Source organism: Nostoc sp. C110, assembly GCF_043099725.1.
Lineage (GTDB): Bacteria > Cyanobacteriota > Cyanobacteriia > Cyanobacteriales > Nostocaceae > Nostoc > Nostoc muscorum_A.
In genome coordinates, this window is the sequence record NZ_CP171148.1 from 4,578,301 (window position 1) to 4,594,957 (window position 16,657).

Here is a 16,657-nt window from a genome sequence, read left to right on the forward strand (position 1 = left end):
TGCAGATAGGTTATTACAATAGGAAACCACCAAGATACAAAAACATGGGCAATCAGGAGTGAAAACAGGGTGGGAGATTTTGGTAATGTTTTAACCGCTATGATTACACCGTTTAAAGCAGACGGTAGTGTAGATTATGGTGTAGCGGCAGAACTGGCAGTGCATCTAGCTAACAACGGTACAGATACATTGGTGATGTGTGGCACAACAGGAGAATCCCCTACCTTGAGTTGGGATGAGGAATACCAGTTGTTTGTCGAGGTATTGCAGTCCGTGGCAGGAAAAGCCAAGGTGATCGCAGGTTGTGGTTCAAATTCCACGAAAGAAGCGATCGCTGCCACCCAAAAAGCGTCTAAGATAGGAGTACATGGTTCCTTACAAGTTGTTCCTTATTACAACAAACCGCCGCAAGCGGGATTGGAAGCGCACTTTCAGGCAATAGCACAAGCCTGTCCCGACTTACCATTGTTGTTATACAATGTCCCAGGTCGTACCGGACAAAACCTTCAGCCAGAAACAGTTGCCCGGTTAGCTGAGGTTAGCAATATTGTCGGGATTAAAGAATCCACTGGTAGCATAGACCAGGCAAGCGAAATTCGTCGCTTGACACCAAAAGAATTCCACATCTATTCTGGTGATGATTACATGACTTTGCCTTTGTTAGCGATCGGGGCAAAGGGTGTGGTAAGTGTGGCTTCTCATCTGGTAGGAAACCAACTACAGCAGATGATCCAAGCTTTTAGTGCGGGAAAAATTGAGGTAGCAAGCGAGATTCATCTGCAACTCTTCCCGTTGTTTAAAGCTTTATTTCTCACTTCAAATCCTATTCCAGTGAAAAAAGCGCTGAAACTCCAAGGTTGGGAGGTTGGTTCAACTCGTCCACCGCTATGTGAAGCTGATTTAGAAGTAAGTCAAAAGTTAGAAGCGGTTCTGAAAGAACTTAGTTTAATCTAGCCACCATCTAGTTAAACATTGGTAGTCTGCTGCTTTCTAAAGATAGATATAAACAATGACCATAATTGTTCATAAGTTGCAATTTAAAAACCTGTGCTAGGACTGATAGATATACTATGAATCCTTAAGTGTACAGTCGATTTTATTGAATAAAAAATTGAAAATTTCAATTAAAACTTGATTGCTTTCAGAATGACTTAAGAGACAGATGATGTTGTCTTAAATACAAGGAAAGTTAACTATCAACTTAATTAACTACAAGTAACAATCTAAGGAGAAAATGGCTAAAAACGAAGCTAATAATTCCGCCTTGAAAATTATTCCTTTGGGCGGTTTGCACGAAATTGGGAAAAATACCTGTCTTTTTGAGTATGACGATGAAATTATCCTGTTAGATGCAGGATTGGCTTTTCCCACAGAGGCGATGCATGGAGTAAATATTGTTTTGCCAGATACGACCTATCTACGGGAAAATCGCCACAAAATTAAGGGGATGATCGTTACTCACGGTCATGAAGACCATATCGGTGGGATTGCTTTCCATCTCAAGCAGTTTGATATCCCTGTGATTTATGGGCCTAGGCTAGCAATGGCGATGCTAGAGGGTAAATTGGAAGAAGCAGGAGTCCGCGATCGCACAGAAATCAGAACAGTTTTACCACGTGATGTAGTGCGGATTGGCAAAAACTTTTTAGTGGAATATATCCGTAACACCCACTCCATCGCTGATAGTTTCACTGTTGCCATTCATACTCCCCTTGGTGTAGTCATTCACACAGGGGATTTCAAAATTGACCATACCCCAGTAGATGGTGAAAAGTTTGATTTGCAACGACTAGCAGAACATGGTGAAAAAGGCGTTCTTTGCCTGCTAAGTGATTCCACTAACGCTGAGATACCAGGATTTACACCTTCAGAACGTTCGGTTTATCCAAACCTGGAGAGAGTATTTAGTCAAGCCACTGGGCGATTATTCGTCACGACCTTTGCTTCTAGCGTGCATCGCATCAATATGATTTTGGATATCGCCAAGAAGCAGAACCGTGTAGTAACGGTTGTAGGGCGTTCTATGCTGAACTTGATTGCTCATGCCCGCAATTTAGGTTACATCAAGTGTGAAGATAATTTGCTGCAACCATTGCACGCAGTTCGTAATCTCCCTGACGAAAAAGTTTTAGTCTTAACTACAGGTTCTCAGGGTGAAACGATGGCAGCAATGACCCGCATTGCCAACAAAGAACATCCTCACATCAAAATCCGCCAAGGAGATACAGTAGTATTCTCTGCTAACCCCATTCCCGGAAATACGATCGCAGTAGTCAACACCATTGATAAATTGATGATTCAGGGTGCAAAAGTGGTCTACGGTCGGGATAAAGGGATTCACGTCTCCGGTCACGGCTGTCAGGAAGAGCAAAAGCTGATGATTGCCTTAACTCGACCCAAGTTCTTTGTGCCATTTCACGGCGAACATCGGATGCTAGTGAAGCACGCAGAAACGGCTCAGAGTATGGGTATTCCCGCAGAAAACATGATTATCATTCAGAATGGTGATATTGTCGAACTGACTGAAGATGCTATTCGCGTTGCTGGTAAAGTGCCATCTGGTATCGAATTGGTGGATACTACCAGTTCAGGTATGGTAAGCGCCAAAGTTTTACAAGAACGGCAACGTATGGCTTCAGAAGGCATTATCACGATCGCAGCTGCAATTGATTGGAATGGTAAACTGTTGGCGAAACCAGAAACTCACCTGCGGGGTGTAGTTACAACTGTAGAGCGATCGCTGCTACAAACCTGGGTAAAACAACGCATTGAAGAAATCCTCACTGTGCGCTGGACAGAATTTGCTCCTGGCGGTGAAGCAGCAGATATAGACTGGGGCGGATTGCAAGGAACTTTAGAACGAGAATTGCAACGTTCCATCCGTCGAGAATTGCAATGTCAGCCATCTGTGACTTTGTTGATGCAAATCCCTGATGAGCCACCTGTAAAAGTTGCCGATGGCAGAAGACGGCGGACTCGGACTGCTGCTCAGGTAGCATCATAGAGAATTTAAGGTAAAAATCTCATACAGAGAGAAGTTTGAGCAGTGGCTTTCACCGCTTAAACTTCGATGGGCGCAAAGACACAGAATTTTTCTGAACGTCTTTGCGCTTTCTTTTCTCATGGGTATAGAGCTTGCCTATAGTTCTTCGATCTAACTTGTTAGGTTGCTGTCACTGAAGGCGTGCGTACAGCGTACTGCCAGCATGGATTGCGCTGTAGAGTACAAAAACACCCATAAGCAAGTTCACCTGATTTTAATGCGTTAGACTGTATGATTCTCAAATTGCCACTGGCAACGTAAGTTTTGTGAAATGCAATCGATTCTACTCGCTCAAAAATCCTACTTTTAAGGCATTCAGCCAGCTATGGATACGACACACTTACGTGAGAAAGTGGGAACACAGAGAGGAAAAATGCCTTCTAGGGTATTACTGATGTTTATACTTAGCAAAAATTCTTTTAGAAAGACCTTATATTAAGTTCTGTAAATGTTACACTAAAACCTATCCAATGATGGATGTCTTTATTAGAATTTAAACTGTGTCAAGTTATGAACAAGATCGTAATATTACACTACCGATCCCCAGAAATTTGCGATTAACTTGACGTAGTAATAAATTAGGTTCTGACTTAAGTGGCTAATCAGGTATTACATTATATCGCAGTCAGAACGCGATTTTTCCGGGAAAGTTCGTTGCCACGTTGTATATATTCATCAAAAAGGTGAATAACCTCAATAACACAGAGGATTAACCATGAAGGTATTCGACAATACCACGAAAAAGATTTTTCTGGCGAGCTGGGTGTCAATCAATCAAGCAGAGACTACTGACCATAAAGTAAGCCAGCTTAACCATTCTCCTTCCAAGCCTTACTGGGATATTCTCCAACCCCTACGGCAACGAGTGGAAAACATTCAAGTCCGCGATCGCCAATTAGCACATCGTTTGTGCAAACTGATCCCATCTCAATGCCCCTTTGAGCGCGATGTCAAAGTATTTGGGAAGACCTTGTTTCACATCCCACCCATGTGCAAGCTCAACCCCTTATATGAAGAAGTGGTTGGTTTACGTTTCCGAGCGTTGTGCTATCTAGCCGACGAGTGTGGCGAAGATGTATCGCAGTACTGCTAATACTGAGATATGAGCGCTGAGGAAAAAGTTAGGAGTCAGGAGTAAGAGGTCGGAGTCAGGAGTAAGAGGTCGGGGATCAATAATATAACTCCTAATTCCTAACTCCTAACCATTTTTTATTATTTTTTTACTATTTCTTTTGCCATTTTTGAATGGCATCCTGAGCATCTTCATAAGCGGCTGTTTCCTCTGGGACTAACGCAGCGGTCGCAATTGCAGCACTACGATCTCCTTCGGCAGCGCGACGCTTGGCCAGGTCTAAAATTTTCTCACTCCATTTATTGATCGACTTTTGGGCACTATCAAAGCCTGGTTGACCTGCTGGTACTTTTTTGGCAACTTCGATCGCCCGATTGTAGGTAGATGCCTGTCCAGACTTAATTAAGGCATTAGCTGCATCTAAAAGAGTTTTGTTACTCACATACTGCTTACCCTCTAGCCGCCACAGGTTAATTGCTGCTTGTGCTTTGGCGTAGGGGGCTTCATCTTTAGTAATTAATCGAGCGGCGGCAATAGCGCTAGCATATTGTCTCTGTTTAGCACGACCCTCTGCTAAATCTAAAATCATTCGGCTCCAAATCTTAATATTCTCTTGCGCTTGTTCGTACAGTGGTTCACCAGGTTTAATTTTCCGGGCTGTAGCGATCGCCATACTCAAATCACTAGCCTGAGTTTGTCTGAGCGACATTTTCGCCAAGTCTAATACTGCTTGATTCCGCTTTTTCGACTCGGAACTAGAGATGATTTGGGCGCTAGATTGGTTGTTAAGTCTAACTACCGAAGTGCGTAGGCGTGGCCCGTCGGAGACATCGCTTGGTAAATTCTCAATCACCTGGCGATCGCTAGCTGTAGCATTAGGCGATGCAGTTGATATTTGCTTAATTCTAAAAGTTTCTTGATTGCGAAGAAAAACTACAGCAATTAAACCTGCTACTAGCAAGCTGCCTCCGCCCCACAAGATAAACTGTTTCCAAAAAGGGAGACTTGGCTGATTTGATGGCAATCGAGAGACGTAGCCTTTGGAGGAATTGGGGATAAATCTTCCCTTGGGATTCGCTCCTAAAGAAGTTTCCGCCATTGGCTGGGAAACTAAGCTAGTAGCTGACTCCTGGACTGGTTGACCTTTAGGCTTCTCAACCTTATAAGCCTTCACCTGCTGGGAAGAGTTCACAGTAGCTTCTCCCCATCTACCCCGTTGTGCTGAAGTTCTGGGGTAATCGTCAAGGGGAGGGGCTGCAAGAGCAACAGCAAAAGATTCTTCGGGATAAATCACCGGATTTGCTTCAAAGCCATTTTCTATTGCCAATTCTGGCAAGATTATCTGCGCCCTTGATGGGATAATAGTTGCAGGGTTTTGGACAGGCCGCCAGTGGTGGTGACATAATTTTGGCATGACCAGACTTAGGTAACTTTCTAAATCTGACAGGTTACTGCCATTACCAGAACGCAAAGCTTCTAATAAAGCTGCTGTAAAGAATCCGTGACCTAATTCGCTACTTTCGTGGGAAAATTGTTCTGGTTGACAAGAAAGAATTGTCGCTAGTTGTAGTTCTTGGGCTAGTTCTATTGTTTCTTCACCAACAGGAGCATCCGCTTGAGTGCCAAAAGCGCGGTTGATATCGAGTAGTAGCAATACATTCAAGTCAGCAAGTTGGAGACTTTGCATTAGCGATCGCAATTCGATGCCAGTCTCTTGCACGAGTTCGGGGTTGCCCTCTGCTGGCATTAAGTAATCTTTGCCCTTGTAATTGACTCCATAACCGCTAAAGAATAACCACAGATAGTCTTCCGGTTGCCAACTTGTAGCTGCCAAATCCTCAAGCAGCAGCAGAATATTCTCTTTAGTTGGATAAGTTGATCGATCTCCAATTGGCGGCGAAGTATCCGTCATTAGCAGGCAATGTTTGGGGAGAAAGCCTGCCTCTGTCACTAAAAAATCCTCTAGTGCCTCAGCATCGGCTTGGGCACAACTTAAAGGTTGAAATAACTGATAGTGATTGATGCCAATCGCGATCGCCCAGTAATTTGCCATCCCGCTCTTTGTCAGTTATTGTTTGCTGGTCTTAAAATTGCGGTTGGCTTTGCCAAAAAAACAAAGCTAACCTATGTCTTATAGTCTAGGTGATTCTCATCGAATCTTAAGTTAGAATGTAATTTTTATTACGTTAGTTAGTCGGAAAATACCTTTTACCTAATTTCAATAACAGATCATCACTAAGGAGATAGAAGGTCATGAGCAAGATTGCTGCTCACCTACCATCATCGATCACTCCCTTTTCAGTTATTAGCCAAATTGCCAGAAGAATCCGGATAGTTCCTTTATTAATTTTGCTCATATCTACTGTTCCTGCGTGGTTTTTGACGGAAGCGATCGCGCCCCAGGTTGTGCGAGCTTACACCGCAAGAGTCGATCTAGCTATTGACCGCCTGCCGGAAGAAAACTATGAAACCGTTCTACGGAGGGCGGAAGCGGCCGCTAGAGCAGCTGCCCAAAGGAGCTTCGACCAAGATATCTTGGTGACAGATGTTTCAATCATTGTATCCGTACAAAATTTTGGAGCGATCGCACCAGTTCTGGCATTAGATGTGAGTCGTCCCCAATGGCGATCGCGTCCCGATGCCCAAAACTGGGCTACTTACTTCAAAACTGCGCGATCGCTACTTTTCTTTGACAATAGCTCTACAGCAGCTAACGGTGTATCAAGCAAAAAATGAAGGATTGAGTTAGACACGGAGACGTAAAGAGTGGAATACTTAAATAATTCCCTCTATTTCCGTGTCCTACTTCAATCTCAACCTATCAATTCAACTTACCTGTTGTTCTTCGCGTCAGTGGATGGCCTAGAATAAGAAGGTTGTCAAGAATCACGATATCTGCTGACATGGCTGTTCCTAAGAAGAAAACTTCCAAATCAAAACGAGATAAACGTCGAGCTACCTGGAGGCACAAAGCCGTCGTCGAAGCTCAGAAAGCCCTCTCTCTGGGTAAGTCAATTTTGACTGGACGTTCTACATTTGTGTATCCAACGGCTGAAGAAGAGGAAGAAGAATCATAATTTCCCAGTCAGGCAAAGCATAAACAGCACCAATCTTCTTACTACTGGATCAACGCTTTTTATTAGCTTTCCTGATTGCATTTTGAATCATAAATACTCTACACAAGCTCATTAGCTCGAGAAAAATTGGTAGTGAGTAATTGGGAACATCCATTACCCATTACCTATCACTGATGAGTGATAATCAAATCATATAAAAGTAAAACATCTGGTAGTGTTGGCAATTCAGCAAGAAAGCTTGTAAACACCTTGAGAAAACTTATTTTTCTCCAACTATGCTAGGAAAATTTTTTCAAAAACCAGGGAAAGAAGAGGGGGAACGGGTTCCTCCTGGTCAACACTTAGCTAAAGGTTTCCCCGTACTAACTTACGGCGCAACTCCTCAAGTCAGCATTGAGGAATGGGAGTTTCGAGTTTGGGGTTTGGCAAAACCTGCTACCTTTAGCTGGTCAGACTTTATGGCGCTACCTCAACACGAATTTACGGCAGACTTCCACTGCGTAACGCGCTGGTCTAAGCTTGATGTCAAATGGACTGGCATTAAAGTTACAGATTTCATGGATCTGATTGAGCTAGATCCAAAAGTAGCCCACATTATGGAACATTGCTATGGCGGCTACACTACCAATATTTCTGTAGAAGATTTCATCCGGGAAGAAAACTTCTTTGCCTTTAAAGTCTTTGGTGAAGACCTTCCATCTGAACATGGTGGCCCGATGCGGCTAGTTGTTCCCCACCTCTACGCTTGGAAAAGTGCTAAGTGGATTAATGGTTTAGAGTTTTTAGCTGGTGAAGAACTTGGTTTTTGGGAGCGCAATGGCTACCATCGCCGTGGTGAACCTTGGGCTGAGGAGCGTTACAGCAACGCTTTTGGATTTTAGATTTTAAATTTCTTCTTTAATCCAAAATTGGCATAATTAGGAGTTGTGGATTTTTATCCTTAACTCCTAATTTTTTTAACCCAAAAGTTTCTTTATGAGTGGCAATTTGCCCTCATAAGGAGCGTATCGCCATTTTAAATCGAGCCAGAAAGAGTTTTGCAATACACTTTTGTTATGGGAAAAAGTGTCAAAACTAGCTTTGCCGTGATAGTTGCCAATGCCGCTATCTCCTACCCCACCAAATGGTAAAGACGAGACACCAACCTGCATCACTGTGTCATTGATGCAGACCCCACCAGATGAAGTTTCCTGTAAAACTCGCTTTTGCAGGTTTTTGTTTTGAGAAAATAAGTATAATGCCAGAGGTTTAGGTCTAGAGTTAATCAACGCGATCGCTTCGGCAACGTCAGTATATTCAATAATTGGTAAAATTGGCCCAAAAATCTCTTCCTGCATTACAGAATCTTCCGAAGAGACATTATCAATCACTGTGGGAGCGATATAACGCTCTGAAGATTGATTTTCTCCACCGATGATAACTTCACCGTCTTTGAGAAAATTCACCAATCTATCAAAGTGTTTTTGACTGATAATCCTGGCATAATCAGGACTACTGACAGGATTATCACCATAAAACTCTTTTAGGCATTTTTTCAGCCCATCTATTAAATCTTTTTTGATTTTTTTATTAACTAAAAGATAGTCAGGGGCGATACAAGTTTGTCCAGCATTAATAAATTTGCCCCAAGTGATTCGTCTGACAGTGTGTTCAAGATTAATATCAGTATCTACTATACAAGGACTTTTACCACCCAATTCTAAAGTCACTGGTGTGAGATATTTGGCTGCTGCTGCCATAATAATTTTGCCGATAGCTGTGCCACCAGTAAAAAAGATATGATCGAACTTTTCTGCAAGTAGTTTTTGACTTGCTTCCACATCTCCTTCTACGACTGCAATATAAGCTGGGTCAAAATGTTTGGTAATAATCTTAGCAATGACATCAGAGGTATAAGAAGCAATTTCTGAAGGCTTGATAATTGCACAATTCCCGGCTGCGATCGCACCTACTAACGGTGAGATAATTAACTGAAATGGATAGTTCCAAGGGCCAATGATTAAAACAACCCCTAAAGGTTCTGGATAAATTTTTGCTGAGTAGGAAAAAAAATCAAAGGAAACTGGTGCTTTTTTGGGCTTAGTCCAGGTATTGATATGTTTTATAGCATAATCAATTTCCTTAATTACACCTATTTCTGTAATGTAAATCTCCAATTCTGGTTTATGTAAATCTGCTTTTAATGCCTCGACTATTGCTTGTTCATGCTCAATTATGGCTTGCTTGAGATTTTTAAGTTGTTCAATGCGAAAAGTAACATCTTTAGTTTTACCAGTTTCAAAAAACTCTCGCTGATTCTGGATAATCTCGCCAATCTTAGATAATTCAGTGGTAATCATTCTTTGGTATCCTCAAAAACTATTTTTTTAATGTGGCGTTGCTATCTCAGCATATTTAATTCGTCATTTTTTAGCGTTTGACTTTCTAATTAAAATATTTACTTGGAATTATGGGGAGATATTAGTAAAGTTATAATTTATGAAATATCAGGATAAAATACTCCGTAATTCATAAATTATAATTGCTAATTTTCTCATGTTGTGGCGGGTAAAAGGACAATAAATACACTACCTTTCCCCAATTCAGAATTCAGCAAAATAATACCTTGATGTGCCTCGACAATTCGACGAGCAAGGTAGAGTCCTAAGCCACTACCAGAACTCTTGTGACTACCTTGACGAAATCGTTCAAAGATGGTGGACTGTTCTTCGGTGGGAATACCTGGGCCAGTATCTGCGATCGCAATGCTGATATATTCAACGGGATTGGATTTTCCAGATAACTGAGATTGACTACTTTTGTCTAACTGTCGTTGAGAAGTAAAACGAATAGTCACAGACCCGGAGTCGGTAAATTTGATTGCATTGCCGATCAGGTTTGTAAATAGACGATGCAATTCTAAGCGATCGCCCATAACTGTGTTTGACTCTTCAGTAAAATCCAAATTTAACGACAGTGTTTTAGCTTGAGCTAGAGGTGCTAATTCTCCAGTCACCTCTTCTAGCAAACGTCCCAGATTAACTGGTTGAAATGCCAAACTTTTGCGACCTGCTTCAAAGCGATAAACTTCCAATAAGGTATTGACCATAGTAAGCAGGTTGATATTACTACGGGCCATAATGGTGATTACTTCCTGCATTTGTGGTGATAATGTTCCCAATGCACCTTGCTGAAATAGCATCAACATGCGATCGGCCGCCACTAAGGGAGTGCGTAAATCGTGGGTGAGACGAGAGACAAAATCTTCTCGCTGGCGGGCAATTTCATCACGTTCATCCATACTATGCTTCAAACGTAGGAGCGATCGCACTCGTGCCAGCAATTCATCCACAGTTACAGGTTTACGGATAAAATCATCAGCACCCAAGTCTAATCCGTGAGCAACGTTGGGTGCATCGTGGGCAGTGATTAGCAGGATAGGGATATATTGTGGCAATTTCATCTCTCCCCGAATGTGCTTAGTAACTTCGTACCCATCCATATCTGGCATCATCAGATCCAGCAGAACCAAGTCACAAGGCGAAGCTTTCAATTCTGCTAAAGCCGAAATCCCATTTTCTGCGGTACTAATCGTGTAACCTTCTTCCTCCAAAATAGTTTTGATCAAAAACACGTTATCAGGAGAGTCATCAACTACCAGAATTTTGCCAGAACGAGAAGATTGTGAAGTCATATAGATGCAGGGTACGGGATAAAAGCAAATTTTTAGGGAAACTGGTTTATTGGTATAGTTTTTTAGATAGTTCTCTTAAGTAAACTTCCTCCAAAGAAAATTGTTTACTAATAAATTTATATAAATGTGTTTTAAAAACTACTTTACTTACCTTTTTAGCAGATAGCTACAAGCTAATTGAATTATGGCTCGTAATTTCTAGTAATAGAGTTCCCTAAAACTCTGAAAAAGTAACATATAATACTTAGGATACCTCCCTGCAATAATATTTTTTTATACATAAATAAATTAGGGTTACAACAATTGTTGTAACCCTACAAAACGCTATATTCAATCTGCTCGAAAACCACTATAGAATAACAATTAACTTCATAACTACCGAATTATGAGCAATTCTTTACATTGACTATATGTAGATTAATAGTTTGCAAAGGTAAATACTTTCTTGCTTGCCTGCGTGGGATAAGTGACGCTAGTGTTAAAAGAAATCGTGCAAACTAAAACCCTCATCCCAGAAGTCGAGTAGGAAGCTAGAATGGCAATTCCAAATAAAGAAGTAAAATCTAATACAGATATTTTAGATAATAGACGCACCCAAACTCGCATCCAGGTTCGTATTCCTAAAGACTTGCATGAGGAACCAGTCATTTCACGACTGGTTTCTCACTATGGGATCACAGTTATTATTGCTGATGCTCAGGTAAGCGCAAACGTGCCACAATATAGCTGCTTCGATCTGGAACTGCGAGGTACTGTTTCTCAGATTGAAAGTGCCCTAACTTACCTGGATGAACTGGATTTAGAAGTTTTGCACCAATCCAGCCCTGAAGAAGATGGTTGGTAAATTGAGTTCTCAGTCCTGAGTTATGAGTGCTGAGTCAAAAACACTCAGCACTCAGCACTCAGCACTCGTTACTGATTTTAGGCCATTTGATTTTCAATCGCCCACCGCGCTAGTTCAGTGCGGTTATGGAGATTGGTTTTGCCCAACATATTGGACACATGGCTTTCAACTGTGCGCTGACTAACATTTAGTTCTTCAGCAATTTCCCGGTTAGCTAAACCCCTAGCGACAAACTGGACTACTTTCAGTTCTGTTGGGGTTAATTGCACATCGAAGGGAACCTGGATGCGGGAACCATTTTCGCCTCCTTTTGCTTGGTGTTCTTTCCAACGGATAGTTTGTTTCAGCGAGGATTCAACTTGGGCTACGAGTTCTTCTGGTTCAAAGGGCTTGACCATATAAACATCAGCACCTTTATTCAGACCCTTAACTCGGTCTGCGCTTTGTCCCTTAGCTGAAAGGAAAAGAACCGGAATCCAACTGGTGCGTTCGTTTTGCCGGACTTGTTCCACAAAAGTATATCCGTCCATTTCCGGCATCATCACATCGCAGATAATCATGTCTGGAACATCTTGCTCTAAAATTTCCAGAGCTTCACGTCCATTTTCGGCGGTGATGACTTCGTATCCCCGGAATTCTAAGTAATCCTTCACCAGCAAGATGAGGTTAGGGTCATCATCAATCAATAGAAGTCGTTTGTGATCTTTCATGCTGGGCTCTTTCATAGCAGTGGCACTTGTCGCGCTTCGGTCCATCAAAGTCTTGAATATTTATCCTCTATGGTGGGTTATTTTGAGATGTTGTCCTTTTTCCTACTTAACTTGCCTTTGCTGTCTCGAAGTCTCAAAAATGCCGAGCATTTTCAAGAGACTAATAGCTCGATAGCAAAAGTCCAGCAAGGATACGTATAGCAGTAGTATCTATAATGCGCTATTATATATCGCATTGAAAGTGGCGGGCGAAAAAACACTGATTAAATAATAATCCTTCTGACTCACAAGTAAGTATTGGCTTAAAGATGACCCTACCTCAAAACCAACCCGCACTTTCTTAAAGCTTACTGCTGTTCCATATCCTTCGGTTGTTAAGCCTCTATGAGGTGTTCACAAGAAACTAGGGAAGTTTCTGGCAAAGGATGGTTGAAAAACGCATATTCTTTTACCACCTTATTGCCTATTAAGTGTTCTTGGATGATCCGCTCAATAACTTCCAGGTTTGCTTGGCGATACCAGACACCATCAAGGTAAACCACCATTATGGGTCTAGAACAACAAACGCGCAAGCAGTTGGCTTTAGTTCTGTAGACGCATAAGGAATAATTCTGTTGCGACTCATCAAGTTTTAACTCTTTAAGTCGCTCTTTTAAGTATTCCCAGGATTCCAGACTAGCTCGTTTTGAGCAGCAATTAGCAATTGTCTGGTCAGCGCAAATAAAAATGTGTCGCTGAATTTTTGCAAGTCCAAAACTTTCTACACAATTACTCAGGGCATTATATTCTACTAGAAATTTAGTGGCTTTGGGGATTTGATGGCTTGACTGGATCACTGTATTGTTACTTATCGAGCAGCTCCCTGATTACAGTTCTATAACAATTTCCCAGCTTTGCAAATAAAGTTGACTGAGAAGAGAATGGGGCATTGGGCAACTTGTACTGAGCAGAGTCTCTCAAATATAAGTATTGGGCATTGGGAAAACTCTTCACTACTCCCGACTCCCTATGACCATATAAAAATATACGTAACTTACAGAGCAGAACCCGAAGGATATAAATAATTAGGCATTAATACTTAAGTACATCAACGCTCTTCTAGTTCGGGAACCCGTACTCAAGCAATTCTTGCCATTGGATGCCAATTTTAGGTAAATTAGCACTCAGGGGTTGAGAGTGCTAATCTCTGGAGAAAATAATTATGGCAGCCTTATCTTTAAGCGTTTCTACAGTTAAACCTTTGAGCGATCGCGTTTTCGTAAAAGTGAACGCCTCAGAGGAAAAGACCGCAGGTGGTCTGTATTTGCCCGATACCGCCAAGGAAAAGCCCCAGGTAGGGGAAGTAGTTGCCCTTGGCCCTGGCAAGCGTAACGAAGACGGTAGCCGTCAGGAATTGGAAATTAAAGTCGGCGATAAAGTGTTGTACTCCAAGTACGCTGGCACTGACATCAAGCTCGGCACCGAAGAATATGTACTGCTTTCTGAAAAAGATATTTTAGCAGTCGTTATTTAGTGGTCATTAGTCATTAGTCATTAGTCATTAGCCAATGACAAAAGACAAATGACAAATGACGTAGACGCCCTCGGGCGGCTTCCCGAAGGGTAGAACAAAAGACAAATGACAAAGGACAACTAAAACAATTATGGCAAAGCGCATTATCTACAACGAAAACGCCCGTCGCGCCTTAGAACGAGGCATTGACATCCTGGCTGAGGCTGTAGCTGTTACCCTTGGCCCCAAAGGTCGTAACGTAGTCCTAGAAAAGAAATTTGGCGCACCGCAAATTGTTAATGACGGTGTAACGATCGCTAAAGAAATCGAATTAGAAGACCATATTGAAAACACTGGCGTAGCTTTGATTCGTCAAGCTGCTTCTAAGACCAATGATGCTGCGGGCGATGGCACCACAACTGCTACCGTTTTAGCTCATGCGATCGTCAAAGAAGGCTTGCGGAACGTTGCAGCTGGTGCTAACGCAATTTCCCTGAAGCGTGGTATTGATAAAGCTACTGCCTTTTTGGTAGACAAAATCAAAGAACACGCCCGTCCAGTGGAAGATTCCAAAGCTATTGCCCAAGTTGGTGCAATCTCGGCTGGTAATGACGAAGAAGTCGGTCAGATGATTGCCCAAGCAATGGACAAGGTGGGTAAGGAAGGCGTAATTTCCCTAGAAGAAGGGAAATCTATGTTTACCGAGTTGGAAATCACTGAAGGGATGCGCTTTGATAAAGGCTACATCTCTCCTTATTTCGCTACTGACCCTGAGCGGATGGAAGCAGTTTTTGATGAGCCTTTCATACTGCTGACCGATAAGAAAATCGCTTTGGTACAAGACCTCGTACCAGTGTTAGAGCAAGTAGCTCGTGCTGGTCGTCCTTTGGTAATTATCGCCGAAGATATTGAAAAAGAAGCTTTGGCAACCTTAGTAGTAAACCGTTTGCGCGGTGTACTCAACGTGGCTGCTGTTAAGGCTCCTGGTTTTGGCGATCGCCGCAAAGCACTACTAGAAGACATCGCTGTTTTAACTGGTGGTCAACTAATTACCGAAGATGCTGGTTTGAAGCTAGATAACACCAAGCTGGATAGCCTGGGTAAAGCTCGCCGGATCACCATTACCAAAGATAGCACCACAATTGTTGCCGAAGGTAACGAAGCTGCTGTTAAGGCTCGTGTAGAACAGATTCGTCGTCAAATCGATGAAACCGAATCTTCTTACGACAAAGAGAAATTACAAGAGCGTCTTGCTAAACTCTCTGGTGGTGTCGCTGTCGTGAAAGTTGGTGCAGCGACTGAAACCGAAATGAAAGACAAGAAACTGCGCCTAGAAGACGCTATCAACGCCACCAAAGCTGCTGTGGAAGAAGGTATCGTTCCTGGCGGTGGTACAACTCTGGCTCACCTTGCTCCTGAATTGGAAGTTTGGGCGAAGAGCAATCTTAAAGATGAAGAGTTGATTGGTGCTTTGATTGTTGTTCGCGCCTTACCTGCACCTCTGAAGCGGATTGCTGAAAACGCTGGTCAGAATGGTGCTGTGATCGCTGAACGCGTTAAAGAGAAAGAATTCAATGTTGGCTACAATGCTGCAACAAACGAATTCGTCGATTTGTTAGCTGCTGGTATTGTTGACCCTGCTAAAGTGACTCGTTCTGCTCTGCAAAACGCTGCATCCATCGCTGGTATGGTGTTGACAACCGAATGTATTATAGTTGACAAGCCTGAACCAAAAGATGGCGCTCCTGCTGGCGCTGGTGCTGGTGGCGGCGACTTCGATTACTAATACTTTGTAGTTACATAAGTTGAAAAACAGCTGCTTCCTGATGGATGCGGCTGTTTTTTTGTGTCAGGAGAAGAGGAAGAGGGTGAGTTACGACAACGCTTGTAAATATTTAGCTGAACAGTACCCTGCTGATTTTGTCCGTTGGTTGCTTGGGGTAGAAGTGCAACAAATTGAAGTATTAAAAACGGAACTTACGCTTGAACCAATTCGTGCAGATTCTGTGACATTTTTGCAAGCAGCTAACCAAATTTTGCACATTGAATTTCAAACTTTGGCGAAATCTAATCCGGCGCTTAATTTCCGAATGCTCGATTATTCTGTGAGGTTGAAGCGCCAATACCGTTGTCCTGTAGTGCAAGTGCTAATCTTTTTGCAGGAAACTACTAATGAAATGGCTTTTACTGAAGAATATCGGGACAACACGACGATTCACCAATATCAGGTTGTTCGTCTTTGGGAGCAAGATTCAACACTATTTTTAGTTAATCCGGCGCTGTTACCTTTAGCAAGTTTGACGCGAACTGACTCGCCGCAAAGTTTGCTGGCACAAGTGGCTGAACAAGTCGCTACAATTCCAGATAGGGAGGAGCGACAAAATATTGCGGGTTGTGTAGAAATTCTGGCGGGTTTGCGGTTTGACAAGGATTTTGTTCGGCAATTTTTACGGGAGGATATTATGAGAGAGTCTGTAATTTATCAAGATATTGTTCAAAAGGAAGCGTTTAAATTAATAAGTCGTCTACTTAAACGGCGTTTTGGTGATATTGATGGATCATTAGTTGAGCAGGTTAGGAATTTATCTGCTGAACAGTTAGAAGATTTGGGAGAGGCATTGTTGGATTTTTCGGAAGTTGCTGATTTGGTAGCTTGGTTAGAGCAGCAGGAGAGAGACTAAAATTTTTACAGAAGGATATTATTAAATAGTCTGCAATTTATCAAGATATTTTTAGAAAAACGCGC

At 42.3% G+C, this 16,657-nt stretch carries 15 protein-coding genes; 10 read left to right on the top strand and 5 right to left on the bottom strand.

Translation table 11 applies throughout. From position 1 onward, the window contains the following. The first annotated feature begins 69 nt into the window (after nt 1-69). The 3 genes from dapA to ACFFRD_RS24935 all read left to right on the top strand — a co-directional run bounded on the left by dapA (nt 70) and on the right by ACFFRD_RS24935 (nt 4,136). Nucleotides 70-954 carry a 4-hydroxy-tetrahydrodipicolinate synthase gene (gene dapA, locus ACFFRD_RS24925; protein WP_114085543.1) on the top strand — a complete coding sequence of 295 codons (885 nt, stop codon included), beginning with the start codon at nt 70-72 and terminating at the stop codon, nt 952-954. Between the two features lie 280 nt (nt 955-1,234). Beyond that, nucleotides 1,235-3,004, top strand: coding sequence for a ribonuclease J (locus ACFFRD_RS24930; protein WP_114085542.1), 1,770 nt, complete (start codon nt 1,235-1,237; stop codon nt 3,002-3,004). A gap of 754 nt (nt 3,005-3,758) precedes the next feature. Further along, nucleotides 3,759-4,136: a Mo-dependent nitrogenase C-terminal domain-containing protein gene (locus ACFFRD_RS24935; protein WP_114085541.1), complete on the top strand. Its 378-nt coding sequence runs from the start codon at nt 3,759-3,761 to the stop codon at nt 4,134-4,136. Nucleotides 4,137-4,266: 130 nt separating this feature from the next. On the opposite strand, the gene ACFFRD_RS24940 is transcribed toward ACFFRD_RS24935, so the two are convergent. Further along, nucleotides 4,267-6,168 carry a caspase domain-containing protein gene (locus tag ACFFRD_RS24940; protein ID WP_392478136.1) on the bottom strand — a complete coding sequence of 634 codons (1,902 nt, stop codon included), beginning with the start codon at nt 6,166-6,168 and terminating at the stop codon, nt 4,267-4,269. Between the two features lie 200 nt (nt 6,169-6,368). Here ACFFRD_RS24940 and ACFFRD_RS24945 point away from each other — a divergent pair, with 200 nt between their 5' ends. The 3 genes from ACFFRD_RS24945 (at nt 6,369) to ACFFRD_RS24955 (ending at nt 8,073) form a co-directional block, all read left to right on the top strand. Beyond that, nucleotides 6,369-6,851 (top strand): hypothetical protein, encoded by a 483-nt coding sequence (locus ACFFRD_RS24945; protein ID WP_114085539.1) that lies wholly within the window; start codon nt 6,369-6,371, stop codon nt 6,849-6,851. Between the two features lie 167 nt (nt 6,852-7,018). Continuing rightward, entirely contained in the window at nt 7,019-7,192 is a 174-nt protein-coding gene (rpmF, locus tag ACFFRD_RS24950; protein ID WP_012407602.1) for a 50S ribosomal protein L32, read from the top strand. Between the two features lie 275 nt (nt 7,193-7,467). Continuing rightward, nucleotides 7,468-8,073, top strand: coding sequence for a sulfite oxidase-like oxidoreductase (locus ACFFRD_RS24955; protein WP_114085538.1), 606 nt, complete (start codon nt 7,468-7,470; stop codon nt 8,071-8,073). Between the two features lie 75 nt (nt 8,074-8,148). Here the strand turns inward: ACFFRD_RS24955 and ACFFRD_RS24960 are convergent, their stop codons facing one another. Together ACFFRD_RS24960 and ACFFRD_RS24965 are read right to left on the bottom strand one after the other, a co-directional pair. After that, nucleotides 8,149-9,531, bottom strand: coding sequence for an aldehyde dehydrogenase (locus ACFFRD_RS24960; RefSeq protein WP_392478139.1), 1,383 nt, complete (start codon nt 9,529-9,531; stop codon nt 8,149-8,151). Between the two features lie 194 nt (nt 9,532-9,725). After that, the gene (locus ACFFRD_RS24965; RefSeq protein ID WP_392478141.1) at nt 9,726-10,865 is read right to left on the bottom strand and encodes a response regulator; all 1,140 of its coding nucleotides are present in this window, start codon (nt 10,863-10,865) and stop codon (nt 9,726-9,728) included. 535 nt (nt 10,866-11,400) lie between these two features. Here ACFFRD_RS24965 and ACFFRD_RS24970 point away from each other — a divergent pair. Continuing rightward, nucleotides 11,401-11,709, top strand: coding sequence for an NIL domain-containing protein (locus ACFFRD_RS24970; protein WP_114085535.1), 309 nt, complete (start codon nt 11,401-11,403; stop codon nt 11,707-11,709). A gap of 77 nt (nt 11,710-11,786) precedes the next feature. Here the strand turns inward: ACFFRD_RS24970 and ACFFRD_RS24975 are convergent, their stop codons facing one another. Further along, nucleotides 11,787-12,464, bottom strand: a complete 678-nt coding sequence (locus tag ACFFRD_RS24975) for a response regulator transcription factor (RefSeq protein ID WP_012407592.1) — start codon at nt 12,462-12,464, stop codon at nt 11,787-11,789. 329 nt (nt 12,465-12,793) lie between these two features. Continuing rightward, the gene (locus ACFFRD_RS24980) at nt 12,794-13,255 is read right to left on the bottom strand and encodes a ferredoxin (RefSeq protein ID WP_392478144.1); all 462 of its coding nucleotides are present in this window, start codon (nt 13,253-13,255) and stop codon (nt 12,794-12,796) included. A 365-nt stretch (nt 13,256-13,620) separates the two neighbouring features. On the opposite strand from ACFFRD_RS24980, the gene groES reads away from it, so the two are divergent. The 3 genes from groES (at nt 13,621) to ACFFRD_RS24995 (ending at nt 16,592) form a co-directional block, all read left to right on the top strand. Beyond that, nucleotides 13,621-13,932, top strand: a complete 312-nt coding sequence (gene groES, locus ACFFRD_RS24985) for a co-chaperone GroES (RefSeq protein WP_012407590.1) — start codon at nt 13,621-13,623, stop codon at nt 13,930-13,932. A 130-nt stretch (nt 13,933-14,062) separates the two neighbouring features. Further along, a complete protein-coding gene (gene groL / locus ACFFRD_RS24990; RefSeq protein ID WP_012407589.1) occupies nt 14,063-15,697 on the top strand; it encodes a chaperonin GroEL in 1,635 nt (544 codons plus the stop codon). 82 nt (nt 15,698-15,779) lie between these two features. Beyond that, nucleotides 15,780-16,592 (top strand): Rpn family recombination-promoting nuclease/putative transposase, encoded by an 813-nt coding sequence (locus ACFFRD_RS24995; RefSeq protein ID WP_392478146.1) that lies wholly within the window; start codon nt 15,780-15,782, stop codon nt 16,590-16,592. Nucleotides 16,593-16,657: the final 65 nt, after the last annotated feature.